Below are 25,539 nucleotides of genomic sequence, written 5' to 3'. Positions count from 1 at the left end.
TAGCGCATCGCGCCAATCGCCGCTAGATAGCAGTCCCGATTCAGCGCCCCGCCCAGGAGCTACGCCCATGAGCACCCAGCCCGCCACTTTATACGACGTCCAGCCCAATGGCTTCTTCTCACGCGGGCTCGCCGAGAGCGACCCGGCGGTATTCGGCGGGCTCGACGCCGAGATGCATCGTCAACGCACGCAGGTCGAGCTGATCGCGAGCGAGAACATCGTGTCGCGGGCGGTGCTCGAGGCGCAGGGGTCGGTATTCACGAACAAATATGCCGAAGGCTATCCGGGCAAGCGGTATTACCAGGGCTGTGGGCCGTCGGACGCGGTCGAGACGCTGGCGATCGAGCGCGCCAAGCGGCTGTTCGGGTGCGGGTTCGCGAACGTCCAGCCGCATTCGGGGGCGCAGGCGAACGGGGCGGTGATGCTGGCGCTGGTGAAGCCGAGTGACACGATCCTGGGAATGAGCCTGGATGCGGGCGGGCATCTGACGCACGGGGCCAAGCCCGCCATGTCGGGCAAGTGGTTCGACGCGGTCCAGTACGGCGTCGACCCGGTCACCCACCTGATCGATTACGACCAGGTCGAGGCGCTGGCGACCGAGCGCCGCCCCAAGCTGATCATCGCGGGCGGATCGGCCTATCCGCGGCGGATCGACTTCGCGCGGTTCCGGGCGATCGCGGACAAGGTCGGTGCGTACTTCATGGTCGACATGGCGCATTTCGCGGGGATCGTCGCGGCGGGGCTGCATCCGTCGCCGTTCGGCCATGCGCATGTGGTCACGACGACCACGCACAAGACGCTGCGTGGCCCGCGCGGCGGCATGATCATGACGAACGACGAGGCATTGGCCAAGAAGATCAATTCGGCGGTATTTCCGGGGCTGCAGGGCGGGCCGCTGATGCATGTCGTTGCGGCCAAGGCGGTGGCGTTCGGCGAGGCGCTGGAGCCATCGTTCAAATCCTACATCGCGGCCGTGGTCGAGAACGCGAAGGTGCTGGCGGCGACGCTCAAGGAGCGCGGGGCTGACCTGATCGCGGGCGGGACCGACACGCATCTGGCGCTGGTCGATCTGCGCCCGCTGGGCATCACGGGACGTGACGCGGACGAGGCGCTGGAGCGGTCGGGCATCACCTGCAACAAGAACGGCATCCCGAACGACCCGCAGCCGCCGGTCAAGACGAGCGGCATCCGGGTGGGTTCGCCCGCGGGCACGACGCGCGGCTTCGGTCCGGCCGAGTTTCGCGAGATCGGTCACATGGTCGCCGACGTGCTCGACGGGCTGCGCGCGAAGGGCGAGGGCGGCGACCCGGTCGTGGAGGCCGGCATCCGGACGCGTGTTCAAGCGTTGTGCGCTCGTTTCCCCATCTATTAGGAGCACACGACATGGGCATTCAGGATGAGATCAAGAGCAGGCCCGGGCTGGGCAAGAGCATGGCCAAGTGGGGAGCGCTCGGCGCGGTGGTGGCGATCCCGATTCCGGTGATCGGTCCGGTGCTGGGTGGGATCGCGGGCGCGGCCTACGCCTATTCGAAGCGCAACAAGATCTGAATGCGCTGGCGTTTTCGTCAGCGCTCGCGCGCCGATGCCGCACCGGCCCGCTCCCCCACCCGGCCACCCATCCAGGATATGCTGTGGGTGGCCGGGTGGGGGAGCGGGCCGGTGCGGCATGTCCGTGAGGACGCCTAAACCATGCGCTGTCCGTTCTGCGCGCATGACGACAGCCAGGTGAAGGACAGCCGTCCCACCGAGGATGGGGCGGCGATCCGGCGGCGGCGGCAGTGCGAAGGCTGCGCGGCGCGGTTCACGACGTTCGAGCGGATCCAGCTGCGCGAGCTGACGGTGCTCAAAAGTGAGGGCCGGCGAGAGCCGTTCGAGCGCGAGAAGCTGCTGCGATCGGTGGCGATCGCGGCGCGCAAGCGGCCGATCGACGCGCTGCGGCTGGAGAAGCTGGTGTCGGGCATCCAGCGGCAGCTGGAGACGCTGGGCGAGGGCGAGGTCACGTCGCAACGGATCGGCGAGATGGTGATGGAAGGGCTCAAAGGCCTCGACTCCGTAGCCTATATCCGGTTCGCGAGCGTCTATCGCGATTTCAGCGAGGCACGCGATTTCGAGGCGTTCGCGGGAACGGTCGAGGAGGTCGGGCGCGGGTGACCGACGTGTTTCCGGTCGCGCCGCATCCCGCGATCGTCCTGGTCCGCCCGCAGCTTGGCGAGAATATCGGCAAGGCGGCGCGGGCCATGCTCAATTTCGGGCTGCGCGAGCTCAGGCTCGTCACCCCGCGCGATGGGTGGCCCAATCCGAGCGCCGGACCGGCGGCGAGCGGGGCGGACGTGGTGCTGGCCGAGGCGCGGGTGTTCGAGAGTGTTGCGGACGCGGTGGCGGACTGCGCGCATGTCCATGCGACAACGGTGCGCAAGCGCGGGGTGACCAAGCCTGTTGTGACGCCAGAGCAGGTGGCCGCTTTGGTGCGGGGTACTCCGGAGCGCTCGGCGATCCTGTTCGGGCCGGAGCGGTCGGGGCTCGACACCGACGATGTGGCGCTGGCGCGCGCGATCGTCACCGTGCCGATCAACCCCGAGTTCGGGTCGCTGAACCTCGCCCAGGCGGTGATGGTGGTGGCGTATGAATGGTCGAAGGGCGAGGCGCTGGCGCGGCCGCCGGAGGTCGACATCCTTCCACCCGCTCCCCAGGAGGAGCTGGAGGGCATGATCGCGCAGCTCGACGCGCTGCTGGTTGAGCGGCATTACTTCTTCCCGCCCGAACGGACGCCGACGGTCAGGCGCACGATCCGCACGCTGCTGACCAAGCCGGGCTGGTCGTCGCAGGAAGTACGCACAGTGCGCGGGATGCTGTCGGCGCTGGGCGGCGCGAAGGGGCCGAAAGGCTAGCGCCGGTCGAAGGCGGCGAGCTCATAGGCGATCGAAGCCTCGACGAGTCCGTCCCACAGGTTTGCGACCGCGCCGCCGGGTAGGCCCGCCGCCTCCGCCAGCGTACGGGCGTTCGCGACCACTTCCGCCTTGCGGCGTTCGTCACGCACGGTCTCGCGCACGGGTTTGATCCGCGCGGCCGCGTCCATGTAGGCGAAGCGGCGGGCGAGCAGCGCGATCAGATCGCGGTCGACCGCGTCGACGCCCGCGCGCACCTCCGCCATCGTGGTGCATTCCCGGGGATCGAGGATCGTCATAGGCAGGGCGCTATTGGGGCGCGGCGGGCCTGTCCAGCTTGACCGCACCGGTCGTCGCGGGTAGGGCGCGCGCTCGCAATGGCCCCGCACCCCGGTGAAGCGGTGGCCCTGTTCCCGGAAACGGACGGCAGGCGACAACCGGGATATGTCCGTTTCATCCGTGGGCGGACTCGTCAGCAGCGATTGCAAAGGAATACACGATGTCGAAGCGCGCCAGCGCCAAATACAAGCTCGACCGGCGGATGGGCGAGAACATCTGGGGTCGTCCCAAATCCCCGGTCAACAAGCGTGAATACGGCCCCGGCCAGCACGGTCAGCGCCGCAAGGGCAAGGTGTCGGATTTCGGCATCCAGCTGCGCGCCAAGCAGAAGCTGCGCGGCTATTACGGCGACGTCACCGAGAAGCAGTTCCGCGCCTGCTATCACGAGGCCGCCCGAATGAAGGGCGACACCGGCCAGAACCTGATCGGCCTGCTTGAGCAGCGGCTGGACATGATCGTCTACCGCGCCAAGTTCGCGCCCACCATCTGGTCCGCGCGCCAGCTCGTCAGCCACGGCCATGTCCGGGTGAACGGGGTGAAGTGCAACGTAGCTTCGCGCCGCGTGTTTGTGGGCGAGGAGATCACGCTGGGCGGCAAGGCGTCGGAAATGGCGCTGGTGCTCGAGGCGCAGTCGCTCGCCGAGCGCGAGATCCCCGACTATGTGGCGCCGGACGGGACCGCGAAGGTCACGTTCGTGCGGGTACCGTCGTTGGACGAGGTGCCGTATCCGGTGAAGATGGAGCCGAACCTCGTGGTCGAGTTCTACTCGCGCTGAGGCGGCGGCTTAGCGAAGCTAAGCCGAGCCGAACACTCAGCGCGAGCGGCCGGCGTCGCTCGGGCGACGACCGACGGCGCGGCTTCGCCGCGACGCTCTTGCACATGGGGGCGGTTCCGCGAGGGGCCGCCCCTTGTCGCTTGCGGCTGGCAAGAAGGTCGCGCTCGGAGCGGCGCCGCGGCAAAGCCGCGTCGTCGGACGGGGCTGCGGCCCCGCCGGCCGGGCGGCTCCGATTGCGCGGGCGCGGCAGCAGGACTGGAACAGAAGGGCGCACGTCTCTGTTTGATGCATGAGTATGTCGCGCGCCATGCGCAATCGGAGCCGCCATGGGCACAAACGCCACAATAAACCCGATCCTTATCAACCTCTTCCTATGCATCGGCGCGACGTTGCTGCTCGCGGTGATCGGGTGGGTGCTGCACAAGCGTGGCAAGCTGTCCGCAAAAGGGCCGGCGATGATCTGGGCGATCGTCACGGTGCTGCCGTTATTCGGCGCGGGCGCGCTGATGTTCGGCAAGCACGAGATCGAACATGCGGCCGGCGTCACCAAGTCGGGCGAGAACGCCGACGATGTCAGCTCCGCGCCCAGCTCGGGGTTGGCGGGCAAGGGCGGGCGCTAGACAGGCGGGCGCGCCCGCGTCAGGAGCGCGGGCATGACGACGCCCCCTCCTGCCGAATGGGCTCCGCATGACGCGGTGTGGATCGGCTTTCCCAGTCATCCGGAGCTTTGGGCCGACGACCTGGAGCCCGCGCGCGCCGAGGTCGCCGCATTTGCGCTTGCGGTTCATGCGGGGGGCGCGGGCGAGCGGGTGCTGCTGGTCGCCGCCGACGCGGAGGCGGGCGGCGCGGCGGAGGCGATGTGCCCCTTCGCCGAGGTGATCGTCGAGCCGTTCGGGGATATCTGGCTGCGCGATACCGGGCCGATCATTGGCGGCGACGGGCGGGCGCACGCGTTCCGGTTCAACGGTTGGGGCGGCAAGTACGAGCTGGAAGGCGACGACGACCTGGCTGCGCGGCTCGCGGCGCGGGCCGGCTTGGTGTTGTCGTCGAACGATTGGGTGCTGGAGGGCGGTGCGGTCGACGGGGACGGGACGGGGACCGTCGTCACCACACGCCAATGCGTGCTCAACCCGAACCGCAATCCGGGTCTGAGCGAGGCGGAGGTCGAGCGTCGACTGCGCGAGGAACTCGGCTTTCGCCAAGTGGTGTGGCTGGAGGAGGGGTTGCTGAACGACCATACCGACGGCCATGTCGACAACCTCGCGCGCTTCGTCGGCGAGGGACGCGTCGCGATCCCCGAGCCGGGCGAGAACGACCCGAACTGGCAGGTGTATGTCCACGCGCTCCGCGATGCGCGGGCGGCGGGGCTGGAGGTAGTGCTGGTGCCCTCGCCCGGCCGGGTGCTGCGGGACGAGCAGATCGTGCCGGCGAGCTATATGAACTTCTACCTCGGGAACGCGGTGGTGGTGGTGCCGACCTACGGCGCAGCCAACGACGATGCGGCGGTGACGGCGATCGGAGCGCTGTTTCCGGGGCGGCGCGCGGTCGGCCTGCGCGCGGACCATATCCTGACGGGGGGCGGTAGCTTCCACTGCATCTCGCAGCAGATCCCGCCTCGCAGTTAGTTCGTCACCCCGGGCTTGACCCGGGGTCCCGCTTTATCCTGCGGCGGGTGAGAAGAAGCGGGACCCCGGATCAAGTCCGGGGTGACGGGGAATGGTAAATGACCGAGATCACCGTGGCGGCGCTCCAGCTGGCTTTTGGACCGGACATCGAGGCGAACATCACGGCCGTCTCGCGGCTGGTGCGCGAGGCGGCGGCGCGGGGGGCAAGCGTGATCCTGCCGCCCGAGCTGTTCGAGGGCAAATATTTCTGCCGGGTCGAGGATGAAGGCCTGTTCGCCGATGCGAAGCCGGTGAGCGAGCACCGGGCGGTGCTGGCGATGCGCGAACTGGCGGCCGAGCTGCGCGTGACTATCCCGACGAGCTTTTTCGAGGCGGATGGGCCGCATCATTACAACTCGCTGGCGATGGTCGGGCCGGACGGCGCGGTCCAAGGGGTGTACCGCAAGAGCCACATCCCGGACGGGCCAGGGTACGAGGAGAAGTTCTACTTCCGCCCTGGAAATACCGGGTTCAAGGTGTGGCCGGGACCGCCCGGCGCACCCGACGCGAAGCTCGGCGTCGGCGTGTGTTGGGACCAATGGTACCCCGAAACCGCGCGCGCGATGATGTTGATGGGGGCGGAGGTGCTGTTCTACCCGACCGCGATCGGATCGGAGCCGCACGACACCTCGCTCGACACCGCCCGGCTTTGGCGGCGCGCGATGGTGGGGCACGCGGTGTCGAACGTGGTGCCGATCGTCGCCGCCAATCGGGTGGGGATCGAGCACGGCCAGACGTTCTACGGCACCAGCTTCATCTGCGACGAGCGCGGCGATATGCTGGCCGAGCTCGGGCGCGGGGACGAAGGGGTGATCACCGCGACGATCGACCTCGCCCGCGTCAAGCGACACCGCGCAGCGTTCGGCTTCTTCCGTGACCGGCGGCCGGACCTGTATGGGCGGTTGGTGGAAGACCGTTAGCCGACAGGCGCTCCTTAGCCCTTTCCCGCCTTTGCGGGAGATGGAGAGACGCGCGTAGCGCGGCGAGGGTGAGGGCCGGACCTGTCCGGGCGAGGTCCGACCCTCACCCTGGCGCTGGCGCGCCTGTCCCTCTCCCGCGAAAGCGGGAGAGGGTAGTGAGATCATCCGCCGCCCCGCAACGCCAGTGCACGGGCGAATACCGCCTCGAACATCGGCGTCGTGAGCGCGCCGGTGTTCTGGTTGTAACGCGAGCAGTGATAGCTGTCGACGAGCACGCGACCATCGGGGAGCAGATGTTCGGCGAGATGGCCGAACTTGGCGCGCGAGGGCTTGAGCCCCAGCACGCGGGCGGCGGTGTCGTGGGCGATCTGGCCGAGCGCGACGAAGACGCGCACCGACGGAAGCGCCGCGACGGGCGCTTCGAGGAACGGGCGGCAGGTGCGGATTTCGGCGGGGGTGGGCTTGTTGGCGGGCGGCAGGCAGCGCACGCCGTTGACGATGATCGCGCCGCGCAAGCGGAAACCGTCGTCGGGGCGGCGGTCGTACGTCCCCTCCGCAAGGCCGAACTTGGCGAGCGTCGCGTAGAGCAACTCGCCCGCATAATCGCCGGTGAAGGCGCGGCCGGTGCGGTTCGCGCCGTGTTTGCCGGGTGCCAGGCCGACCACCGCCAGCCAGGCGTCGGGGTCGCCGAAGGCAGGGACCGGGCTGTTCCACCAGGCAGAATGCTCCCGGCGGCATTCCTCGCGAAAGGCGACGAGGCGCGGGCAGAGCGGGCAGTCGCGCGGCGGCTCGGTGTGGGGAAGCGGAGAGGATGCGGCGGGCACCCCGCTCCGCTAGGGCGGGGCGATGGGAACGGCAACCTACGCGCTGGCGCTGGGATCGAACAGGCGGAGCCGGTTCGGGAGCCCGACGCGGACGATCGACGCGGCGCTCGGCGCGATCGGCGGGGTGCGGGCGGTGTCGCCCGTCATGCGGACGGCGGCGATGGGGCCGTCGTCCCGCGCCTATGCCAATGCGGTCGCGCTGGTGGCGAGCGACGAGGACCCGCCGGCGATGCTCGCGCGCGTCAAGGCGATCGAACGGGCGTTCGGGCGTCGGCGGGGGCGGCGCTGGGGCGCGCGGGTGATCGACATCGACCTGGTGCTGTGGTCGGGCGGCGCGTGGGCGGGGCCGGGGCTGACCGTGCCGCATCCGGCGTACCGGGAGCGAGACTTCGTGCTGTGTCCGCTGGTCGCGGTCGCGCCGGGATGGCGCGATCCGGTCGGCGGGCGGACGCCGCGCCAGCTGCTCGCGCTGGTTGACCGGCGGGCGGGCCGTCCCTAGTTCGCGCGGGCGTCTGGTTCGGGGGTTCGTAGCTCAGTTGGTAGAGCATTCGACTTTTAATCGACCGGTCCCGGGTTCGAACCCCGGCGAACCCACCAAGCGCCGTCCGCCGCCCGTGTTGTCGGCGATAGGCATCGGGGCGGTCGCGGTGAGTCTGCTTCTGCTGTTCGCGCGCTTGATCGACCGCTGGCCGCTTATGTGGGACCGCGCGATCATGCTCGCGCTCCGGATCCCTGGCGATCCCGCTACCCCGATCGGGCCGGCGTGGCTGCTCCCCTTCATGCGCGATGTGACCGCGCTCGGCGGTGGATTGCTGCTGACGCTGATCGTGGTTGCGGTGGCAGGACTGCTGGTCGTACGGCGGCTGTACCGCTCCGCGCTGATGATCGTGCTCGCGTCGTGGAGCGGCGGTCAGGTCGTGGCGTTGGTCAAGCAGCAGGTCGGGCGGGCGCGGCCCGACATCGTGCCCCGGCTGGTCGACGTGCGCGAGCTCAGTTTTCCGAGCGGGCATGCCGCGAGCAGCGCGGTCGTGTACCTCACGCTCGCGGCGTTGGGTGCCCAAACCGTGCGCGAACCGCGGGTGCGGACGTATCTTCTCGCCTGCGCGGTCATCCTGGTCGGAACCATCGGGATCAGCAGGGTGTATCTGGGCGTCCACTGGCCGTCGGACGTATTGGCGGGATGGAGCTTCGGGGCGCTCTGGGCGCTGGGCTGGTGGCGGCTCGGCGCGGAGATCAGGCCCTAGCGCCCCATCTCCGCCAGCTTGCGCTCCCAGGCGAGCGCGTCGTTCACGATCGTGTCGAGGTCGTCGCGCTGCGGCCGCCAGTCGATCGCGTTCAGGATTGCGGAGTTGTCGGCGACGAGCTCGGCCGGATCGCCGGGGCGGCGGCCCTCCAGCTTGCGGTCGACGCGCATGTTGGTGACACGGTCGACGGCGTCGAGCACCTCCAGCACCGAGAAGCCGCGGCCGTAGCCGCAATTGAGCGTGTGGCTTCGGGTCGGCTCGGCGACGAGCAGATCGAGCGCGGCGACATGCGCGGCCGCCAGGTCGCTGACATGGATGTAGTCGCGCACGCCCGTGCCGTCGCGAGTCGGGAAATCGGTGCCGAACACGCCGACCGACGCGCGCTTGCCGGTCGCGGCCTCGGCGGCGATCTTGAGGAGATGAGTCGCGCCGGCGGTCGATTGGCCCGCGCGTCCTTCCGGATCGGCACCCGCGACGTTGAAATAGCGGAGCGCGCAATAGTTGAGCGGGTGGGCGGCGGCGACGTCGCGCAGCATCGCCTCCGTCATCAGTTTGGACGTGCCGTAGGGGTTGATGGGTACGGTCGGATCGGTCTCACGCACGGGTACGCGATCGGGCGTGCCGTAGGTTGCGGCGGTGGACGAGAATATGAAGTGGGGAACGCCGCACGCGACCGCGCTTTCGATCAGCGCGCGCGAGGCGGCGGTGTTGTTGCGGTAGTATTTGAGTGGGTCGGAGACGGACTCGGGCACCACCACCGATCCGGCGAAGTGCATGATCGCGCGCACGCCGTGACCCTGGAGCGCGGCGCGGACCGCGTCGTCGTCGGCGACATCGGCGACGACCAGCGCGGCGCGGGGATCGACGGCCCAGTCGAAGCCGGTGACGAGGTTGTCGAGCACGACGACTTCGCGGCCCGCGTCGAGGAGCGCGAGCACGGCGTGGCTGCCGATATAGCCCGCGCCGCCCGTCACCATCACCTTGCCGCTGAAATCCGCCATGCCGCCAACCCCCATCGTCGTTGCCGGGCCCCTAGCGGGTTCCTATCTCCCGGCCAACAAACGGAGATCAGGCATGACCGAATATGTGACGCTGGCGGGCGGATGCTTCTGGTGCACGGAGGCGGTGTTCAAGGATGTGATCGGCGTGGACACCGTCGAGAGCGGCTATATCGGCGGCGACGTGCCCGACCCGACCTACCGCGCGGTATGCGACGGGACGACCGGTCACGCCGAGGCGATCCGGGTGGGATACGACCCCGACCAGGTGACGCTGGCGGACGTGTTCGACATCTTCTTCGCGACGCACGACGCGACGCAGCTCAACCGGCAGGGGAACGATGTCGGGACGCAGTACCGCTCGGCGATCTTCCCCGCGGACGAGGGGCAGGAGCGCGAGGCGCGCGCCGCAATCGAACGCGCGCAGGGGGAGAGCGCCAAGCCGATCGTGACGACGATCGAGCCGATGAGCGAGTGGTACGAGGCGGAAGGATACCACCAGGATTATTGGGAGACGTCGGGCCGGGCGAATCCTTATTGCCTGGCGGTGATCCCGCCCAAGCTGCAGAAGCTGCGCAAGAGCTTTGCGATGCGGTCCAAGTCGAAGGCGGCGGTCAGCGCTTAAGGATGTGCGGCGCGGCGGAGGCGGTCGTTGATCGCCTCGCCGATGCCGGTGTGTGGAACCGGCGCGACGGCGATGCGGGGCCTTGCGCTTGCATCCGCACGGTGGAGCGCGTCGAACAGGCGGGCGGCGGCCTGGATGAGGTCGCCGGCGGACGACAGGTCGTCATCGCCGGTGACCGGGCCGAAGCCGATCAGCCACTCGTCCGCAGCGGCGTCGGTCGCGTCGAGGCGGAGCGGTTTGGTCGGGGCGTAGTGGCTAAGTAGTTGACCGGGGGCGGTGGGGCGGTCGGGCGTCCTTGGCGGGGCTGAACTCCCGCCTGAGTCGGGAAGGCGCGTCGGGGATAGCACGGCTTCCAGCTGCTCGGCCGTGATCGGGCCGGGGCGCAGGATCGTGCGGCCTTGGACGATTGTGGACTCCAGGCCGGCGCGGGTCGGGCCATCGTCGAGGATCAGCGGGACGGCCGAGCCCAGGCTGGCGGCGACATGCTCGGCGCGGGTGGGGCTGATGCCGCCGGAGCGGTTGGCGCTGGGAGCGGCCAGGGGCTTGCCCGTAGCGGCGAGCAGCCCCCGCATTGCGCGGTGGTCGGGGACGCGGATCGCCACGGTGGTGAGTCCGGCGGTCACGAGCGCGGCCACGGCCGCACCCGGGCGGAGCGGTAGGACCAGGGTGAGCGGGCCGGGCCAGAACGCGGCGGCGAGCGCGCGCGCGTCGTCGTCGAACCCGGCCAGCGCCTCGGCGGCCGCTTGGGTCGGGAAATGGACGATCAGCGGGTTGAAGCGGGGGCGACCCTTTGCGGCGTAGATGCGCGCGACCGCCGCGCCGTCCGTCGCGTCGGCGGCTAGGCCGTAAACCGTTTCGGTGGGAACCGCGACGATCCCGCCGCTCCCGATCATGCGCGCGGCCTCCGCGATCGCGGCGTCGCTGTATCCCAGGATGACGGGCGGGGGTGTCGGGTCTGGTGCGGGCATGGGCGGGCGCTATATCGATAGAATATATTCCAACCGCCAGAGGAACCGCGATGGTCTTCACTCCCGCCGCCGCCGAGCAGCGTTTCGTCCTCGACCATATCGTTGGGATCGCCGAGCTGACCGACACGGACATGGTGGACGCCGTGCTGGATGGCGTAGGCCAGTTCGCGGAAGGCGAGTGGGCGCCGCTCAAGCGCGTGGGCGACGTGATCGGGGCGAAGTGGACCGATGACGGCGTGAAGATGCCCGACGGATTCCCCCAGGCCTACCAAGCCTATGTCGAGGGCGGCTGGGGCACGATCGGCGTCCCGGAGGCGCACGGCGGACAGGGGATGCCGTTCGCGATCCAGACGGCGGTGCTGGAGACGCTGGGGACGGCCAACATGGGCTTCGCGCTGTGCCCGACGCTGACGGTGGGCGCGATCGAGGCGCTGGCGCATCACGGGACGCCCGAGCAGCAGGCGCTGTACCTTCCCAAGCTGGCGACGGGCGAATGGACGGGGACGATGAACCTGACCGAGCCGCAGGCGGGCTCCGACGTCGGCGCGCTCCGCGCCAAGGCGGAGCCGATCGGCGACGGCAAGTGGAGCGTGTCGGGCGTCAAGATCTACATCTCATACGGCGACCACGATCTGGCGCAGAACATCGTCCATCTGGTGCTGGCGCGGACGCCCGATGCGCCGGAGGGGACGCGGGGGATCTCGCTGTTCCTGGTGCCTAAATACCGGCTGAACGAGGATGGGACGCCGGGTGCGTTCAATGACGTGCGCGCGGTGTCGATCGAGCACAAGATGGGGCTGCACGCCTCGCCGACCTGCGTACTGAGCTTCGGCGACAACGGCGAATGCGTGGGCGAGCTGATCGGGCCGGTGGGTGGCGGGATGCGTGCGATGTTCACGATGATGAACAATGCGCGGCTGAATGTCGGGCTGCAGGGCGTGCAGGTGGCCGAAGCCGCGACGCAGAAAGCGGTGCATTACGCGCTCGACCGCGTCCAGTCGGCGCGTGCGGGCGTCGCGGGCGGCAAGCCGGTCAGGATCGTCGAGCATCCCGATGTGCGCCGCATGCTGCTCCGGATGAAGGCGCAGACGCAGGCCGCGCGGGCTTTGGTCTATTACGCGGCCGGGATGGTCGACCGGGCGTATGCTGGCGATGCGGAGGCGAAGGCGCGGTTGGAGCTGCTGACCCCGCTCGCCAAGGCGCATGCGACCGACATCGGATGCGAGGTCTCGTCGATCGGCATCCAGGTTCACGGCGGCATGGGATATGTCGAGGAGACGGGCGCGGCGCAGTTCTTCCGCGATGCGCGGATCACGCCGATCTATGAGGGGACGAACGGCATCCAGGCGGCCGACCTGGTCGGGCGCAAGCTCGCCCAGGACAATGGCGGCGTGTTCGCGCGGCTGATCGAGGATATGCGCCGCGACGCGGAGGGCACGGATCTGCGCGCGCTGGTCGAACTGTGCGACGAGACCGGACGGCGGATGCAGGGGCTGGATCACGACGACCGGCTGGCGGCGAGCTATCCGTTCCTGACCATGCTCTCGACCGCTGTGTGCGGGTGGCTGATGGAGCGGCAGGCGCGCGCGACCGGCGACGACGAGTTCGGGGCGATGAAGCGGACGGTGGCGCGCTTCTATGTCGAGCAGGTCGTGCCCGAGGCGCTGGGGCTCCGCGCGGCGGCGACGGCGGGCGCGGACAGGCTGTACGAGGTCGAGGCCGAGGCGTTCGCGGCCTGACGTCCGTGTTCGACCTTGAGGCCTATCTGGAGCGGGTGCGGTTGCCCGTGCGGCCGACGGTCGATGAATATGGCCTGCGGGCGGTGCAACATGCGCACCGGCTGGCGATCCCGTTCGAGAATCTCGATGTGATCCTGGGCCGCGACATTGCGATCGACGGCGACGCGGTGTTCGCCAAGCTCGTGACCGCGCGGCGGGGCGGCTATTGCTTCGAGCATAACCGGCTGTTCCTGGACGCGCTAGCCGCGCTGGGCTTCACCGCCCGCCCGCTCCTGGCGCGCGTCTGGCTGGGCGTGACCGAGGCTCCGCCCCGCGCCCATACGTTGGCGCTGGTCGGCCTGGACGAGGGCGACTGGATCGCCGATGCCGGTTTCGGCGGGAGCTATGCTCCGCCGTTGCCGCTCGCCGACGGTGCCGAGGCGGCCGCTCCCGACGGCGCCCGCTTCCGTCTCGCGCGCGATGCGTCCCACGGCTGGATGGTGCTGCGCGAAGGCGATCCGGCCAATACGGACGGCCGCGACACCGCACCGGGCTGGCGGCCGCAATACAGCTTTACGCAGGACCCGGTATGGGATGCCGATCTCGTGATGGGCAGCCACTGGGCCGCGACCGCGCTGGCCAGCCCCATGCGCCGCCGTCCGATCGTCAGCATCGTCCTGCCGCATGGTTTCGCGACGCTGGCGGGCGCCGAGTATCGGCGCTCGGCCGCCGACGCCCAGACCGCCGGGTCCATCACCGACCCGCGCGTGTACCGGATGCGATTGAGCATGATGTTCGGGATCGACCTGTCGGCCGAGCGGGTCGCCGAGCTGGGTCTGTTCTAGGCACGGCCCCTCTCCTCTTCCGTTCGCCCTGAGCTTGTCGAAGGGTCGTCTTTCTTGCGACCGTCGAAGAAGAACGATGCTTCGACAAGCTCAGCACGAACGGAAGGGGGCAAAGTCCGGTCTGCCCTAGACCCGCTCGCGCTCCAGCAGGTCGCCTGCGTCCAGCCCGAGCAGTTCGATATGCTCGCGGATGCGGGGCCATTGGCCGGTCACGAAGCTGTCGCGTTCCGCCTGGCGGAGGCGGTCGGCGGCGCCGGGAAGAACGAACATGCCCACCCCGCGGCGAACCTCGACGTAGCCGTCGTCCTGGAAACTCCCATATGCCTTGGCTACGGTCAGCGGGTTCGCGCCGTGCTCGGCGGCGAGCGAGCGGACGGAGGGAAGCTGGTCGCCGGCCTTGAAGCGGCCCGTCAGGATGCCCGCCGCGATATGGCCGCGCAGGCGGAGGTAGACGGGGCCGTCCTCGGTGAATGCTGTCATAGTGAGTTAGTACAGCATCGCGCTTGCGTCGTCGAGGCCCGCCTCACCATGCGGAGGCGATGCGGTCGAGGTCGGGGCGGGGACGTTCCTCGAGCGGGCGGGCGGGGGTGCCGATAAAGACGAAGCCCACCACGCGCTCGCTTTCGTGACCGAAGGCGTCGCGGACGGCGGTGCTGGTGGTCGCCCAGCCGGTGAGCCAGCCCGCGGCGTAGCCGTGGGCGTGGGCGGCGTGGAGCAGGTTCATCACCGCCGCGCCCGCCGACATCTCCTGCTCCCATACCGGGATCGGGCGTTCGGTGCTGGGGGCGGAGAGGACGACGACGAGTGTCGGCGCGAAGCGGGCGAACTGGTCCAGCCCTTCGAGATCGCCGGGCTTGATCGGCGCGGGGTCGGCGCGACGCGCTTCGAGCAGCAGTTCGGCGAGCGCGTCGCGGCGGTCGGGGGCGATCGTCACGAAACGCCAGGGGGACAGCTTGCCGTGATCGGGCGTCCGCGCGGCGACGACCAGCATCGCGCGGAGCTCCTGCGGAGAGGGACCCGGCGCGACGAGATCGCGCGGCTTGCCCGAGCGGCGGGTGGAAAGGCCGGAAAGGTAGGAGGCGCGGTCGTTAAGCATGGTGGGCGACATAGGTGCGTTCGCGGTTATTTACATAGGTATCGATGCCGCTAGGCTCCGAGGCGTACAGGCCGAGCGCGCGCTCGGCGACCCCGCGTATCCCGGAGAGCGTATTGCCCATAATCCCCTCGATCGCCCTCGGGTTCTTGGCGTTGCTGCTCGTCGGAGGAGGCATCGCGGCGATGCGGCCCGGCCCCGAGTTCGCAGGGCATCCCAAGGGTCTGTACGTCCTGTTCTTCGCCGAGATGTGGGAGCGGTTCAGCTTCTACGGCATGCGCGCCCTGCTGATCTTCTACCTGACCAAGCATTGGCTGTTCGGGGACGGCAAAGCGAACCTGATCTACGGTGCGTATCTCAGCCTGGTATACGTCACCCCCGTGCTTGGCGGATATTTGGCCGACCGGTATCTGGGGCAGCGCCGCGCCACGCTGTTTGGCGCTGTGCTGCTGACGCTCGGCCATTTCCTGATGGCGTTCGAGGGAGGGGGCGGTCAGGCCGACCCGGCGATCAACGTCTTCTGGCTCGCGCTCGCCTTCATCATCGTCGGATCGGGGTTCCTGAAGGCGAACATCTCGGTCATCGTCGGACAGCTCTATCCGCGTACGGACGTACGCCGCGACGGCGCCTATACGATCTTCTACATCGGCATTAACGCCGGGGGTGCGTTGGGCGTCATCCTGGCGGGGTATCTGGGCGAGGTTTACGGCTGGGGTTACGGCTTCGGCGCGGCGGGTGTCGGCATGCTGCTGGGCCTGATCGTCTTCGTGCTCGGCAAGCCGCTGTTGCTGGGCAAGGGCGAAGCGCCCGGCGTGCTGACCCGCGCGCGCGAATGGACGCTGTATGGCATCGGCTTCGCCGCCGTCGCGGTGATGTGGGCGCTGATCCAGTATCAGGACGTGATCCAGAACCTGCTGATCGTGTCGGGCGTCGCGCTGCTCGGCTATGTGCTCTACGCCGCATTCAAGCTCGAACCGCACGCGCGCGACCGGATGTTCGCCATCTTGTTCCTGATCGCGCTCAACCCGGTGTTCTGGGGATTGTTCGAGCAGGCCGGCGGATCGCTCAACCTGTACACCGACCGTTACGTCGACCGGGCGGGCGTGCCGGCGTCGCTGTTCCAGTCGATCAACTCGATCTACATCGTCCTGCTCGGGCCGCTGTTCGCCGGGTTGTGGGTGTGGATGGGCAAGCGCGGCTACGAGCCGTCGGCGCCCGCCAAGTTCGGCCTGGCGCTGCTGCAGGTCGGACTGTCGTTCCTGGTGTTCGTGTGGGGTGCCCAATCGGTGGGCTTGGCGGTGGCGACGCCGGTGCTGTTCGTATTCCTCATCTACTTGCTGCAGACCACCGGCGAGCTGTGCCTGTCGCCGGTCGGACTGTCGGCGATGAACCGGCTGGCGCCCGCGACGCTCGCCAGCCTCATCATGGGTGCATGGTTCTACATGACGGCGGTGGGGAACTTCGTCGCGGGTAGGATCGGCGAGGCCACAAGCGGCGAAGGCGGGGCCATGACCAAGGAAGGAACGCTGGACGTCTACTCGGCGATCGGTTGGTGGACGATCGGCATTGGCGTCGCCGTGTTGGCCGTGTCGCCTTTGGTGAAGCGGCTGATGCACTTGGATACTCTCGAGGATGATGCGGACCATGCCATGTCGGGCGAGGCGCAACTCGCCGAGCCCGAAGCGGCGGGGACGCGACTTCGCGGCGAGACACGGCCTGCCTGATGCGTCGGTGAACCCGTCGCGCGGGCGGCGGAGATCGGCGGCCCGCTGACCTCGCTGCCGCCGTTGATACGGCGGTGGACGCACGGGGCGCGGTGAGGATGGTTTGGGGAAAGTAGGTAACGCCGGGTGACGCTCACGCGCGTTTCGTGATCGAAGGACGGGCGAAGGTCGCACCTCCACGCATGCGCGCGCGCCCGGCGGGCCGTGGGGCGTCGTCAAGGTGGGCCGAATCGCCACCGGCCAGCTTGGATCAGGGATCAGGCTTTTAGGATAGTGGTACCCACGCGCGGGTGTGCGGCCGCGCGATCGATGGATGTCGGGCGGCTCCTGCCCGTCTTTCGGGCACCGGTCGGGCCCTCACCCTCGCCGTGCCTTCGGCAAGTCTTTCCCTCTCCCGCGAAAGCGGGAGAGGGGTGAAGTCAGAGGCGGACCATCTTCATGCCTCTTTCCGTGTAGCGCGGCCCGGCGGTGCCGCCGCGTGGGGCGGCTTCGTCCAGCTCGGCCAGGTCCGCCGTCGTCAGCTGCACCTCCGCCGAGCCGGCGCTGTCGCGCATCGTCTCGCGGCGCTTGACGCCGGGGATGGGGACGATGTCGTCGCCTTGCGCCAGCAGCCAGGCGAGCGCGATCTGTGCGTTGCTCACGCCGTGGCGGTCGGCGACCGCTTTCACGGCGGCGACGATGGCGAGGTTGGCGGGCATGTTCTCCGCCGAGTAGCGCGGGTCGTTGCGGCGCCAGTCGTCGGGGGCGAGATCGTCCAGGCTGGTGATGCCGCCCGCCAGGAAGCCGCGGCCGAGCGGACTGTATGGGACGAAGCCGATATCGTGCTCGCGGCAGATGCCCAGTATCTCGTCCTCGACGTCGCGCTCCCACAGCGAATATTCGCTCTGGAGCGCGGTGATGGGGTGGGTGGCGGCGGCGCGGCGGAGGGTGTCGGGGCCGGCTTCGGAAAGGCCGAGGAAGCGAACCTTTCCCTCGGCGACGAGCTCGCCCATCGCGCCCACCGTCTCCTCGATGGGGACGTTGGGGTCGACGCGGTGCTGGTAGAACAGGTCGATCGTCTCGACGCCCAGGCGCTGGAGCGATCCCTCGACCGAGGCGCGGGCGTTGGCCGGGGAGCCGTCGACGCCGACGATCTCGAGGCCGTCGAACTTGAAGCCGAATTTGGTGGCGAGGACGACGCCGTCGCGGCGACCGCGGATCGCCTGGCCGACCAGCTCCTCGTTCTGGAAGGGCCCATAGATCTGCGCGGTGTCGAGGAAGGTGACGCCGAGATCCAGCGCCTCGTGGATGGTGCGGGTGGATTCGTCCTCGGTCGCGACGCCGTAGGTGATGTTGCCGTCCCGGATCATCGGCATGCAGCCGATGCCGATCGCGGAGACCTCCAGGGCGGGGCCGAGCGTGCGGTACTTCATGCCGTTGTCTCCTCGTGACGGGTCCGGGCGGAAACGGTCGCGGTGGCTGCCAGGTTCATCGAGACATTGCCGAGCGTGCGGAATATGTCCGGGATCGTCTCCACCGCGATCAGTAGTCCCAAAGGCGCGATCGGCACGCCCAAGGCGACCGCGACCGGCGCGATCGAGGCGAAATAGGTGATCTGCGCGGGCAGGCTGACGCTGCCCAGCGACACCAGCGCGCCCACGGCGACGGCGGCGATGAGGTTGCCGGGCTCGACAGGAACGCCGAACCAGGCGGCGATATAGAGCGCCACCGCGACGTTCATCGCGGGCTGGGTCGCGCGGAACATGGCGACGCCGACGGGCAGCGTCACGCCCGAAACGGCGGTGTGAATGCGGAGCGCGGCGGCGGCGTCGATCATCGCGGGGAGCGTCGCGAGGGAGGACTGGGTGCTCGCCGCGACGGCTTGCGCGGGCAGGATCGCGCGGGCGAAGCGGAGCGGGGACATGCGGCCGCCGACCAGCGCGAGCGCGTAGGACAGCGCGATCACGACGACGCCGATGCTGGCCACGACCGCGATGTAATGAAGGAGCGCGCCGAACGCCGCCCCGCCCGCGCGCGCGCCGACCACGAACGCCAGCGCGAACACGCCGACGGGCGCCAGCACCAGGATCCAGCCGACCAGCACGAGCATCGCGTCGCGGATCGCGGCGAACAGTTCGACGATCCGGTCGCGGCCGGCGGGATCGATGCGCGTCACCGCGAAGGCGAAGGCGAGGAAGAACACGATCAGCGACAGCAGCGCGTTGTTCGCCGCGGCCGCGACGATGTTGGTGGGGACGATCGTGGCGAAGAACTCGGTGATCGGCGGCGGCGGGGCGACCGGAACCGCGCCGGTCAGCGCGGCGCGGAGCGAGGCGGCGGCCTCGGCGGGGACGGGGACGAGGCGGAGCAGGAGCGGGGTGACGAGCGCGGCGATCGCCCCCGTCACGAACACGCCGGTGATGAAGAGCGCGATCGCGCGGGCGGCGACGCGGCCCGCGCTCGCGGCCTCGGCTGTTTGCGCGACGCCGGTGACGAGCAGCGCGGTGACGAGCGGGATCACCGTCATCTGCAACGCCGACAGCCAGGCGTTCCCGATCGGCTCGGCCACCAGCACCGCGCGGGTGGCGGCGAGGGGCGAGACCGCGACCAGGGCCACGCCCGCCAGCAGGCCGGCGACTAGGGACAGGAGAATGCGGGTGGCTCGGGACATGCTCGCTCTTTACCATGCGCGGCGCTAGGACCGCCGGGTGGGGCATAGCGAGGCGTTCGGGGCGTAAATGGCAAGAAGATATTTCGGCACCGACGGCATCCGCGGGCTGACTAACACCAGGCCGATGACCGCCGAGATGGCGATGCGCGTCGGGATGGCGGCGGGCGCGTATTTCCTGCGCGGCGACCACAAGCACCGCGTGGTGATCGGCAAGGATACGCGGCTGTCGGGCTACATGCTCGAATCGGCGCTCGTGGCGGGGTTCACCAGCGTGGGCATGGACGTGGTGATGGTCGGGCCGATGCCGACGCCTGCGGTCGCGATGCTGACGCATTCGATGCGCGCGGACCTGGGCGTGATGATCTCGGCCAGCCACAACCCCTACCAGGACAACGGTTTGAAGCTGTTCGGGCCCGATGGATACAAGCTGTCCGACGAAGCGGAGGCGGCGATCGAGGCGTTGATCGACGGGAACGTTCCGCTGGTTTCGGCGGCCGAGATCGGGCGCGCACGCCGGATCGACGACGCGCAGGGGCGCTACATCCACTTCGCCAAATCGACCTTTCCCGAGGCTCAGCGGCTCGACGGGATGAAGGTGGTGATCGATTGCGCGAACGGGGCGGCGTACAAGGTCGCGCCGTCGGCGCTGTGGGAACTCGGCGCGGACGTGGTCTCGATCGGCGTCGAGCCGAACGGCAAGAACATCAACGACCGCGTGGGATCGACCGCGCCGCGACTGCTGTCGGAGACGGTGGTGGCGAGCGGCGCGGCGATCGGCATCGCGCTGGACGGCGACGCCGACCGGCTGATCGTGGTCGACGAGGGCGGCAGGATCGTCGACGGCGACCAGCTGATGGCGACGATCGCCGCCGCCTGGGCGCGCACGGGGCGGCTGGCGGGGGGCGGGCTGGTCGCGACCGTCATGTCGAATCTGGGGCTGGAGCGGCATCTGGCCGCCCAGGGGCTGGGGCTGGTCAGGACGCAGGTCGGCGACCGGCACGTGCTGGAGGCGATGCGCATCCGCGGCTGCAATGTCGGCGGCGAGCAGTCGGGGCACATCATCCTGTCCGATTACGCCACGACGGGCGACGGGCTGGTCGCGGCGCTGCAGGTGCTGGCCGAGGTGCGCCGCGCAGGTGCGCCCGCCAGCGAGGTGCTCCACCGGTTCGAGCCGCTGCCGCAGCTGCTCAGGAACGTGCGGTTCGCAGGGGGCAGGCCGCTAGAGCATGCGGGCGTGCGGGCGTGCATCGCCGAGGCGGAGGCGGAACTGGCCGCGACCGGGCGGCTGGTGATCCGCCCGTCGGGCACCGAGCCGGTGATCCGGGTGATGGCCGAGGGCGAGGACCTGGGCCAGATCGAGCGGGTGGTGACACGCATCTGCGAATCGGTGCGGGCGGCGGCGTGAGATGGGGCGGTTCTCGCCTCTTCCCGTCATGCCGGACTTGTTACGGCATCCATCGGCGATCGTACTCGGCGGATTGGGTGTTCGGGACAGCGATGGACCCCGGAACAAGTCGGGGGTGACTAAAAATTGACGCCGCGGGTACTCATCATCGCCGGGTCGGACTCGGGCGGGGGCGCGGGGATCCAGGCCGATATCAAGACCGTCACCATGCTTGGCGGATATGCGACCACGGCGATCACGGCGATCACGGCGCAGAATACGCTCGGGGTGCAGGGCGTCCATCCCGTGCCTGCCAAGTTCGTGGTACGGCAGATGCGGTCCGTGCTGGACGATATCGGCGCGGACGCGGTCAAGATCGGGATGATCGGGTCGGCGGAGACGGCGCATGCGGTTGCGGACGAGCTGGAACGGTTGGACATGCCGATCGTGTTCGATCCCGTCATGGTGGCGACGAGCGGGTCGGTGCTGGCGGACGCGGACACGATCGCGGCGTTCGAGCGGCTGATACGGCTGGCGTCGGTGACGACGCCCAACCTGCCCGAACTGGCGGCGTTGGGCGGCGAGGCGGCGGTGCTGGCGCATGGGTGCCACCTGCTCGCCAAGGGCGGGCACGCCGAGGGCTATTACGTCGTCGACCGGCTGCTCGCGCCGAACGGCGAGGAGGTCGCGCGGCTGGAGGGCAAGCGGTTCGACAGCGCGGACACGCACGGCACCGGATGCACGCTGGCGAGCGCGTTGGCCTGCGGGCTCGCGGCGGGGATGCCGGTCGCGGACGCGTTCGAACAGGCGGTGCGGTTCGTGCGTATCGCGATCCTGTCCGCGCCGGGGCTGGGCGAGGGGCATGGGCCGATCGGGCACAATCTGGGCCACAACCCCTACGAGCAGTTGGAGGGGTGAGCGGGACGCTGGCCGAGTTCGATCTCGGCTTTCCGGGGCCGGTCGGAGGCGTGGACGAGGTCGGGCGCGGGCCGCTGGCCGGGCCGGTGGTCGCGGCGGCGGTGATCCTGCCGCCCGGGTTCGATCCGGCGGGGATCGATGATTCGAAGAAACTGTCGCCCGCCGCGCGCGAACGGGCGGCGGCGCGAATCACCGAGGCGGCCGTCGTCGGGGTCGCGATGGTCGAGGCGGAGGAGATCGATCGGCTCAACATCCACGGCGCGACGCTCCTCGCGATGACGCGGGCGGTGGCGGCGCTACCCGTCCGGCCTAGCCATGTGCTGGTCGACGGCAAGTTCCTGCCTCTGCTGGATTATCCCGCGACGGCGGTGATCGGGGGCGATGCCCGGAGCCTGTCGATCGCCGCCGCGTCGATCGTCGCCAAGGTCGCCCGGGACCGGATCATGGTCGCCGCGGCGCAAGCGCACCCGCAATATGATTGGACGTCGAACAAGGGCTATCCCGCGCCCCGGCACCTCGCGGCGTTGGCGGAGCATGGGCCGACGCCGCTCCACCGCCGGAGCTTCGCGCCGGTCGCGCGCTCATATCTCGGGCGTTGAGGCTTCCCCGCCACACCGCAAGCCGTTGGGTCCCGCTCGCGTGTGCACCCCAACATCTGGATGAGGACGCGCGACGCGCGGGTCGTCGACGGGATCTTCGCCGCCGTGGTTAACTATTGTCCGCTTGACGGAATCCGGGGTCGGCTGGGATGATGGGGTCCAAGTTCGGGTAGGGGTGAGATGGGGGCGATCGACGCGATCGCGCGGGTTCGCGCGCCGGAAGACGCGACCGCGGAAGGCGCCGTCCTTCCGCTCGACCAGATCATGATGGGCGACTGCATCGCCGCCATGCGCGCGCTGCCCGACCGGTCGGTCGACATGGTCTTCGCCGACCCGCCCTATAATCTCCAGCTGGGGGGCGAGCTGTTCCGGCCCGACGGTTCGCATGTCGACGCGGTGACCGACGACTGGGACAAGTTCGACAGCCTCCAGGCCTATGACGCGTTCACGCGCGCGTGGCTGGCGCAGGCGCACCGGGTGCTGAAGGACACCGGCACGATCTGGACGATCGGGTCGTACCACAACATCTTCCGCGTGGGCGCGGCGGTGCAGGACCTGGGCTTTTGGATCCTGAACGATATCGTGTGGCGCAAGGCCAATCCGATGCCGAACTTCCGGGGCACCCGCTTCACCAACGCGCACGAGACGCTCATTTGGGCGTCCAAGGGCCACCAGGCGAAATATACGTTCAACTACCGGTCGATGAAGACGCTCAATGACGAGCTGCAGATGCGGTCGGACTGGGATTTCCCGATCTGCGGCGGCGGAGAGCGGCTGAAGCGCGACGGGGTCAAGGTGCACCCGACCCAGAAGCCCGAGGCGCTGCTGTACCGGGTGCTGCTGGCCTGCACGCAGCCGGGCGACGTCGTGCTCGACCCGTTCTTCGGGACGGGGACGACGGGAGCGGTGGCCAAGCGGCTGGGGCGGCGCTGGATCGGGATCGAGCGGGAGGCGGAATACTGCGCGGCCGCCGCGCTGCGGATCGACGCGGCGCTGCCGCTCGACGAGTCGGCGCTGGCGACGATGCGGTCGCCCCGCGCCGCGCCCAAGGTGGCGTTCGGCAAGCTGGTCGAGACGGGGATGCTCCCGGCGGGATCGGTGATCCGCGACGCCAAGCGCCGCTGGTCGGCGAGCGTGCGCGCGGACGGATCACTGCTCAGCGGCTGCGGCGTCGTGGGGTCGATCCACAAGCTCGGCTCGGTGCTTCAGGGCGCGCCGGCGTGCAACGGGTGGACGTTCTGGCATTACGAGGCGGAGGACGCGCTTAAGCCGATTGACGAGCTGCGGCAGACATATTTGCTCGCAACCCAACCTTGAGTCCCGCAGGCCTCCACCTCCGCCCCGTCCAGTTCGTCGATACGCCCGTCGGGCGCGACCGAGAGGTCGCGCGGTTGGCGGGGGGGATGCAATGGTTCGCTGCATATGAGGTGATCGAGGGCGGCGCGAAGCGGACGGTGTCGGTCACCGAGTTCGAGCGGACGCTGGGCGTGACCGACGAGCGCGCCGCCACGCTACACCGGGCGATTACGGCCGCGCGGCCGGCGATGGTGCTGGGCGGGCGGACGATAAGGTTCGACCAGCCGCAGGTGGCGGGCATCCTGAACGTCACACCTGACAGCTTTTCCGACGGCGGCGCGCATGACGACCCGGCGGGCGCGGCATCGGCGGGGGTGGCGATGGCGGCGGCGGGCGCGGCGCTGGTCGATGTCGGCGGCGAGTCGACGCGGCCGGGCGCGACGACGGTGTGGGAGGAGGACGAGGCCCGGCGCGTCGTGCCGGTGATCGAGCGGCTGGCGGCGGCGGGGACGCTGGTGTCGGTCGATACGCGGAAAGCCGGGGTGATGGAGGCGGCGATCGCGGCGGGGGCGGCGATCGTCAACGACGTGTCGGCGCTCCTGTGGGACGACCGTGCACTGGCGGTGGTCGCGCGCACAGGGTGTCCGGTGGTGCTGATGCACTCGCCCGACCCCGCCAAGGGACCCCACGGCGGGAGCGGGTACCGCTACGTGCTCACCCAGGTGTTCGACTGGCTGGAGGCGCGGATCGCGGCGGTCGTGGCGGGCGGGGTCGACCGCGCCCGGGTGATCGTCGATCCGGGTATCGGCTTCGGCAAATCGCTGGCCGACAATCTCGCGCTCCTGAACGGGCTGACGATGTTCCACGGGCTCGGCTGCCCGGTAATGCTGGGAGCGAGCCGCAAGCGGCTGATCGGCGCGTTGTCGAACGAGGCCCCGGTCGAGGCGCGGCTCGGCGGATCGGTCGCGCTGGCGCTGCTGGGTGCGCAGGCGGGCGCGCAGTTGCTCCGCGTCCACGACGTGGCGGAGACGGTGCAGGCGATCCGGGTATGGCGGGGCTTACGCGACCGCGCGCTGGTGGGCTAGGCGCACCGGACCGCCCGCGCGCTCGGTGGGCGACGATGTGAGGGGGCGAACGTGATCATCGATGCCAGGCCGCGCCTGACCAAGATCGTGGCGGACGTCTGGAAGCCGCTGACGGCGCTGTTCCTGTGGGACTGCGCGGTCACGGCTTTCTACATCATCTCCCCGTTCAAGGCCCCGGAACTGCCGCTGACGCTGTTCGGCACGGCGCTGGCGTTGTTCCTGGGGTTCCGCGACAGCTCGGCGTACCAACGCTGGTGGGAGGGACGGACGCTGTGGGGCGCGATGATCAACGCGTCGCGCAGCCTCGCGCGGCAGGCCCGCAACTTCCTGCCCGACCCGGAAGCGCGCGACCTGAAGCGGACGATCGTGCTCCGCCAGATCGCCTATGTGAACGCGCTCCGCTGCCAGCTGCGCCGCCACCCCGACTTTCGCGAGGGCGAGCTCCTGCGCTTCCTGTCGCGCGGCGAGGCCGAGCCGGCCTTGCAGCGCACCAACGTCCCCAACGGGCTGCTCGACGGCACGTCGCGGCGGATCGAGGATGCGCGGAAGAAGGGGTGGATCGATTCGATCCAGCAGGCGTCGATGGAGGGCGTGCTGGTCGACATCGCCAACGCGCAAGGGGGCATGGAGCGGCTGAAGAATACGCCGCTGCCGAACCAGTACCGCTTCTTTCCGCAGCTGTTCACGCGGCTGTTCTGCATCCTGCTGCCGGTCGGGCTGGTCGAGACGCTGGGGGTGGCGACGCCCGTGGGATCGACGATCGCGGGGCTGATGTTCTTGGCGGTGCTGCAGATCGGCGACGACCTGGTCGACCCGTTCGCCGACACGGTCCACGACGTGCCGATGTCGGCCATGTGCCGAACGATCGAGATCGACCTGCTGGAAGCGATCGGGGATCCCGCGCCGGAGCCGTTAGCTTCCGTCAAAGGCGTTCTCTGGTGAGCGCCGCGGCGCACGCGCCGAGCGCAGCTCGAAGCGAGACGCC

The 25,539-nt window shown here is 69.5% G+C and carries 28 protein-coding genes and 1 tRNA gene; 21 read left to right on the top strand and 8 right to left on the bottom strand.

Going from position 1 to position 25,539, the window contains the following annotated elements; genetic code table 11:
* Positions 1 to 67 precede the first annotated feature (67 nt).
* The 4 genes from ACFE7F_RS01720 (at position 68) to ACFE7F_RS01705 (ending at position 2,888) form a co-directional block, all read left to right on the top strand.
* On the top strand, positions 68 to 1,372 hold the full coding sequence (locus tag ACFE7F_RS01720; protein WP_375402108.1) for a serine hydroxymethyltransferase: 1,305 nt from the start codon (positions 68 to 70) through the stop codon (positions 1,370 to 1,372).
* Positions 1,373 to 1,383: 11 nt separating this feature from the next.
* Positions 1,384 to 1,548, top strand: coding sequence for a hypothetical protein (locus ACFE7F_RS01715; RefSeq protein ID WP_375402107.1), 165 nt, complete (start codon positions 1,384 to 1,386; stop codon positions 1,546 to 1,548).
* A 141-nt stretch (positions 1,549 to 1,689) separates the two neighbouring features.
* A complete protein-coding gene (gene nrdR, locus ACFE7F_RS01710; protein ID WP_375402106.1) occupies positions 1,690 to 2,151 on the top strand; it encodes a transcriptional regulator NrdR in 462 nt (153 codons plus the stop codon).
* Complete coding sequence (locus ACFE7F_RS01705) at positions 2,148 to 2,888, top strand: RNA methyltransferase (RefSeq protein WP_375402105.1); 741 nt, start codon at positions 2,148 to 2,150, stop codon at positions 2,886 to 2,888. The genes nrdR and ACFE7F_RS01705 overlap by 4 nt, the downstream gene beginning before the upstream one ends.
* On the opposite strand, the gene ACFE7F_RS01700 is transcribed toward ACFE7F_RS01705, so the two are convergent.
* Positions 2,885 to 3,184, bottom strand: coding sequence for a chorismate mutase (locus ACFE7F_RS01700; protein WP_375402104.1), 300 nt, complete (start codon positions 3,182 to 3,184; stop codon positions 2,885 to 2,887). The genes ACFE7F_RS01705 and ACFE7F_RS01700 overlap by 4 nt on opposite strands.
* A 200-nt stretch (positions 3,185 to 3,384) precedes the next feature.
* On the opposite strand from ACFE7F_RS01700, the gene rpsD reads away from it, so the two are divergent.
* From rpsD to aguB, 4 genes are all read left to right on the top strand, one after another.
* Positions 3,385 to 3,999 (top strand): 30S ribosomal protein S4, encoded by a 615-nt coding sequence (gene rpsD, locus ACFE7F_RS01695; RefSeq protein ID WP_375402103.1) that lies wholly within the window; start codon positions 3,385 to 3,387, stop codon positions 3,997 to 3,999.
* A 326-nt stretch (positions 4,000 to 4,325) separates the two neighbouring features.
* The gene (locus ACFE7F_RS01690) at positions 4,326 to 4,619 is read left to right on the top strand and encodes a hypothetical protein (protein WP_375402102.1); all 294 of its coding nucleotides are present in this window, start codon (positions 4,326 to 4,328) and stop codon (positions 4,617 to 4,619) included.
* A 33-nt stretch (positions 4,620 to 4,652) separates the two neighbouring features.
* Positions 4,653 to 5,624 carry an agmatine deiminase family protein gene (locus ACFE7F_RS01685; protein WP_375402101.1) on the top strand — a complete coding sequence of 324 codons (972 nt, stop codon included), beginning with the start codon at positions 4,653 to 4,655 and terminating at the stop codon, positions 5,622 to 5,624.
* Positions 5,625 to 5,722: 98 nt separating this feature from the next.
* Positions 5,723 to 6,583, top strand: coding sequence for an N-carbamoylputrescine amidase (gene aguB, locus ACFE7F_RS01680; RefSeq protein ID WP_375402100.1), 861 nt, complete (start codon positions 5,723 to 5,725; stop codon positions 6,581 to 6,583).
* Between the two features lie 161 nt (positions 6,584 to 6,744).
* On the opposite strand, the gene ACFE7F_RS01675 is transcribed toward aguB, so the two are convergent.
* On the bottom strand, positions 6,745 to 7,407 hold the full coding sequence (locus ACFE7F_RS01675; protein WP_375402099.1) for a uracil-DNA glycosylase: 663 nt from the start codon (positions 7,405 to 7,407) through the stop codon (positions 6,745 to 6,747).
* Positions 7,408 to 7,429: 22 nt separating this feature from the next.
* Here ACFE7F_RS01675 and folK point away from each other — a divergent pair, with 22 nt between their 5' ends.
* From folK to ACFE7F_RS01660, 3 genes are all read left to right on the top strand, one after another.
* Positions 7,430 to 7,906 (top strand): 2-amino-4-hydroxy-6-hydroxymethyldihydropteridine diphosphokinase, encoded by a 477-nt coding sequence (gene folK / locus ACFE7F_RS01670; RefSeq protein WP_375402098.1) that lies wholly within the window; start codon positions 7,430 to 7,432, stop codon positions 7,904 to 7,906.
* A gap of 22 nt (positions 7,907 to 7,928) precedes the next feature.
* Positions 7,929 to 8,004 (top strand) — tRNA-Lys (locus ACFE7F_RS01665).
* Between the two features lie 50 nt (positions 8,005 to 8,054).
* Positions 8,055 to 8,651 carry a phosphatase PAP2 family protein gene (locus ACFE7F_RS01660; RefSeq protein WP_375402097.1) on the top strand — a complete coding sequence of 199 codons (597 nt, stop codon included), beginning with the start codon at positions 8,055 to 8,057 and terminating at the stop codon, positions 8,649 to 8,651.
* Here the strand turns inward: ACFE7F_RS01660 and galE are convergent.
* Positions 8,648 to 9,652: a UDP-glucose 4-epimerase GalE gene (gene galE / locus ACFE7F_RS01655; RefSeq protein WP_375402096.1), complete on the bottom strand. Its 1,005-nt coding sequence runs from the start codon at positions 9,650 to 9,652 to the stop codon at positions 8,648 to 8,650. The two genes, ACFE7F_RS01660 and galE, sit on opposite strands and share 4 nt — an antisense overlap.
* Before the next feature lie 73 nt (positions 9,653 to 9,725).
* On the opposite strand from galE, the gene msrA reads away from it, so the two are divergent.
* The gene (gene msrA / locus ACFE7F_RS01650) at positions 9,726 to 10,274 is read left to right on the top strand and encodes a peptide-methionine (S)-S-oxide reductase MsrA (RefSeq protein WP_375402095.1); all 549 of its coding nucleotides are present in this window, start codon (positions 9,726 to 9,728) and stop codon (positions 10,272 to 10,274) included.
* On the opposite strand, the gene ACFE7F_RS01645 is transcribed toward msrA, so the two are convergent.
* Complete coding sequence (locus ACFE7F_RS01645; protein WP_375402094.1) at positions 10,271 to 11,242, bottom strand: L-threonylcarbamoyladenylate synthase; 972 nt, start codon at positions 11,240 to 11,242, stop codon at positions 10,271 to 10,273. The genes msrA and ACFE7F_RS01645 overlap by 4 nt on opposite strands.
* A gap of 50 nt (positions 11,243 to 11,292) precedes the next feature.
* On the opposite strand from ACFE7F_RS01645, the gene ACFE7F_RS01640 reads away from it, so the two are divergent.
* Complete coding sequence (locus tag ACFE7F_RS01640) at positions 11,293 to 12,981, top strand: acyl-CoA dehydrogenase (protein WP_375402093.1); 1,689 nt, start codon at positions 11,293 to 11,295, stop codon at positions 12,979 to 12,981.
* 5 nt (positions 12,982 to 12,986) lie between these two features.
* Positions 12,987 to 13,805, top strand: a complete 819-nt coding sequence (locus tag ACFE7F_RS01635; protein WP_375402092.1) for an arylamine N-acetyltransferase — start codon at positions 12,987 to 12,989, stop codon at positions 13,803 to 13,805.
* Between the two features lie 126 nt (positions 13,806 to 13,931).
* On the opposite strand, the gene ACFE7F_RS01630 is transcribed toward ACFE7F_RS01635, so the two are convergent.
* Complete coding sequence (locus ACFE7F_RS01630) at positions 13,932 to 14,285, bottom strand: GntR family transcriptional regulator (protein WP_375402091.1); 354 nt, start codon at positions 14,283 to 14,285, stop codon at positions 13,932 to 13,934.
* 43 nt (positions 14,286 to 14,328) lie between these two features.
* Entirely contained in the window at positions 14,329 to 14,901 is a 573-nt protein-coding gene (locus ACFE7F_RS01625) for a nitroreductase (protein WP_375402150.1), read from the bottom strand.
* Positions 14,902 to 15,083: 182 nt separating this feature from the next.
* Here ACFE7F_RS01625 and ACFE7F_RS01620 point away from each other — a divergent pair, with 182 nt between their 5' ends.
* On the top strand, positions 15,084 to 16,622 hold the full coding sequence (locus ACFE7F_RS01620) for a peptide MFS transporter (RefSeq protein WP_375402149.1): 1,539 nt from the start codon (positions 15,084 to 15,086) through the stop codon (positions 16,620 to 16,622).
* A 419-nt stretch (positions 16,623 to 17,041) separates the two neighbouring features.
* Here the strand turns inward: ACFE7F_RS01620 and ACFE7F_RS01615 are convergent, their stop codons facing one another.
* Both ACFE7F_RS01615 and ACFE7F_RS01610 read right to left on the bottom strand, forming a co-directional pair.
* Positions 17,042 to 18,034, bottom strand: a complete 993-nt coding sequence (locus ACFE7F_RS01615; RefSeq protein WP_375402090.1) for an aldo/keto reductase — start codon at positions 18,032 to 18,034, stop codon at positions 17,042 to 17,044.
* Positions 18,031 to 19,272, bottom strand: a complete 1,242-nt coding sequence (locus ACFE7F_RS01610) for a dicarboxylate/amino acid:cation symporter (RefSeq protein ID WP_375402089.1) — start codon at positions 19,270 to 19,272, stop codon at positions 18,031 to 18,033. Before ACFE7F_RS01610 ends, ACFE7F_RS01615 begins: the two co-directional genes overlap by 4 nt.
* Positions 19,273 to 19,339: 67 nt before the next feature.
* On the opposite strand from ACFE7F_RS01610, the gene glmM reads away from it, so the two are divergent.
* The 6 genes from glmM to ACFE7F_RS01580 all read left to right on the top strand — a co-directional run bounded on the left by glmM (position 19,340) and on the right by ACFE7F_RS01580 (position 25,496).
* Positions 19,340 to 20,677, top strand: coding sequence for a phosphoglucosamine mutase (gene glmM / locus ACFE7F_RS01605; RefSeq protein WP_375402088.1), 1,338 nt, complete (start codon positions 19,340 to 19,342; stop codon positions 20,675 to 20,677).
* Positions 20,678 to 20,803: 126 nt separating this feature from the next.
* Positions 20,804 to 21,574, top strand: a complete 771-nt coding sequence (gene thiD, locus ACFE7F_RS01600; protein ID WP_375402087.1) for a bifunctional hydroxymethylpyrimidine kinase/phosphomethylpyrimidine kinase — start codon at positions 20,804 to 20,806, stop codon at positions 21,572 to 21,574.
* Positions 21,571 to 22,173 carry a ribonuclease HII gene (locus tag ACFE7F_RS01595; RefSeq protein ID WP_375402086.1) on the top strand — a complete coding sequence of 201 codons (603 nt, stop codon included), beginning with the start codon at positions 21,571 to 21,573 and terminating at the stop codon, positions 22,171 to 22,173. The genes thiD and ACFE7F_RS01595 overlap by 4 nt, the downstream gene beginning before the upstream one ends.
* 180 nt (positions 22,174 to 22,353) lie before the next feature.
* Complete coding sequence (locus ACFE7F_RS01590; protein WP_375402085.1) at positions 22,354 to 23,490, top strand: site-specific DNA-methyltransferase; 1,137 nt, start codon at positions 22,354 to 22,356, stop codon at positions 23,488 to 23,490.
* Positions 23,487 to 24,554 carry a dihydropteroate synthase gene (folP, locus tag ACFE7F_RS01585; RefSeq protein ID WP_375402084.1) on the top strand — a complete coding sequence of 356 codons (1,068 nt, stop codon included), beginning with the start codon at positions 23,487 to 23,489 and terminating at the stop codon, positions 24,552 to 24,554. The genes ACFE7F_RS01590 and folP overlap by 4 nt, the downstream gene beginning before the upstream one ends.
* A gap of 51 nt (positions 24,555 to 24,605) precedes the next feature.
* Entirely contained in the window at positions 24,606 to 25,496 is an 891-nt protein-coding gene (locus ACFE7F_RS01580; protein WP_375402083.1) for a bestrophin family protein, read from the top strand.
* Positions 25,497 to 25,539: the final 43 nt, after the last annotated feature.

Source organism: uncultured Sphingomonas sp. (genome assembly GCF_964235535.1).
Taxonomy (GTDB): Bacteria; Pseudomonadota; Alphaproteobacteria; order Sphingomonadales; family Sphingomonadaceae; genus Sphingomonas.
This window is presented reverse-complemented; position numbering and strand designations above follow the sequence as displayed.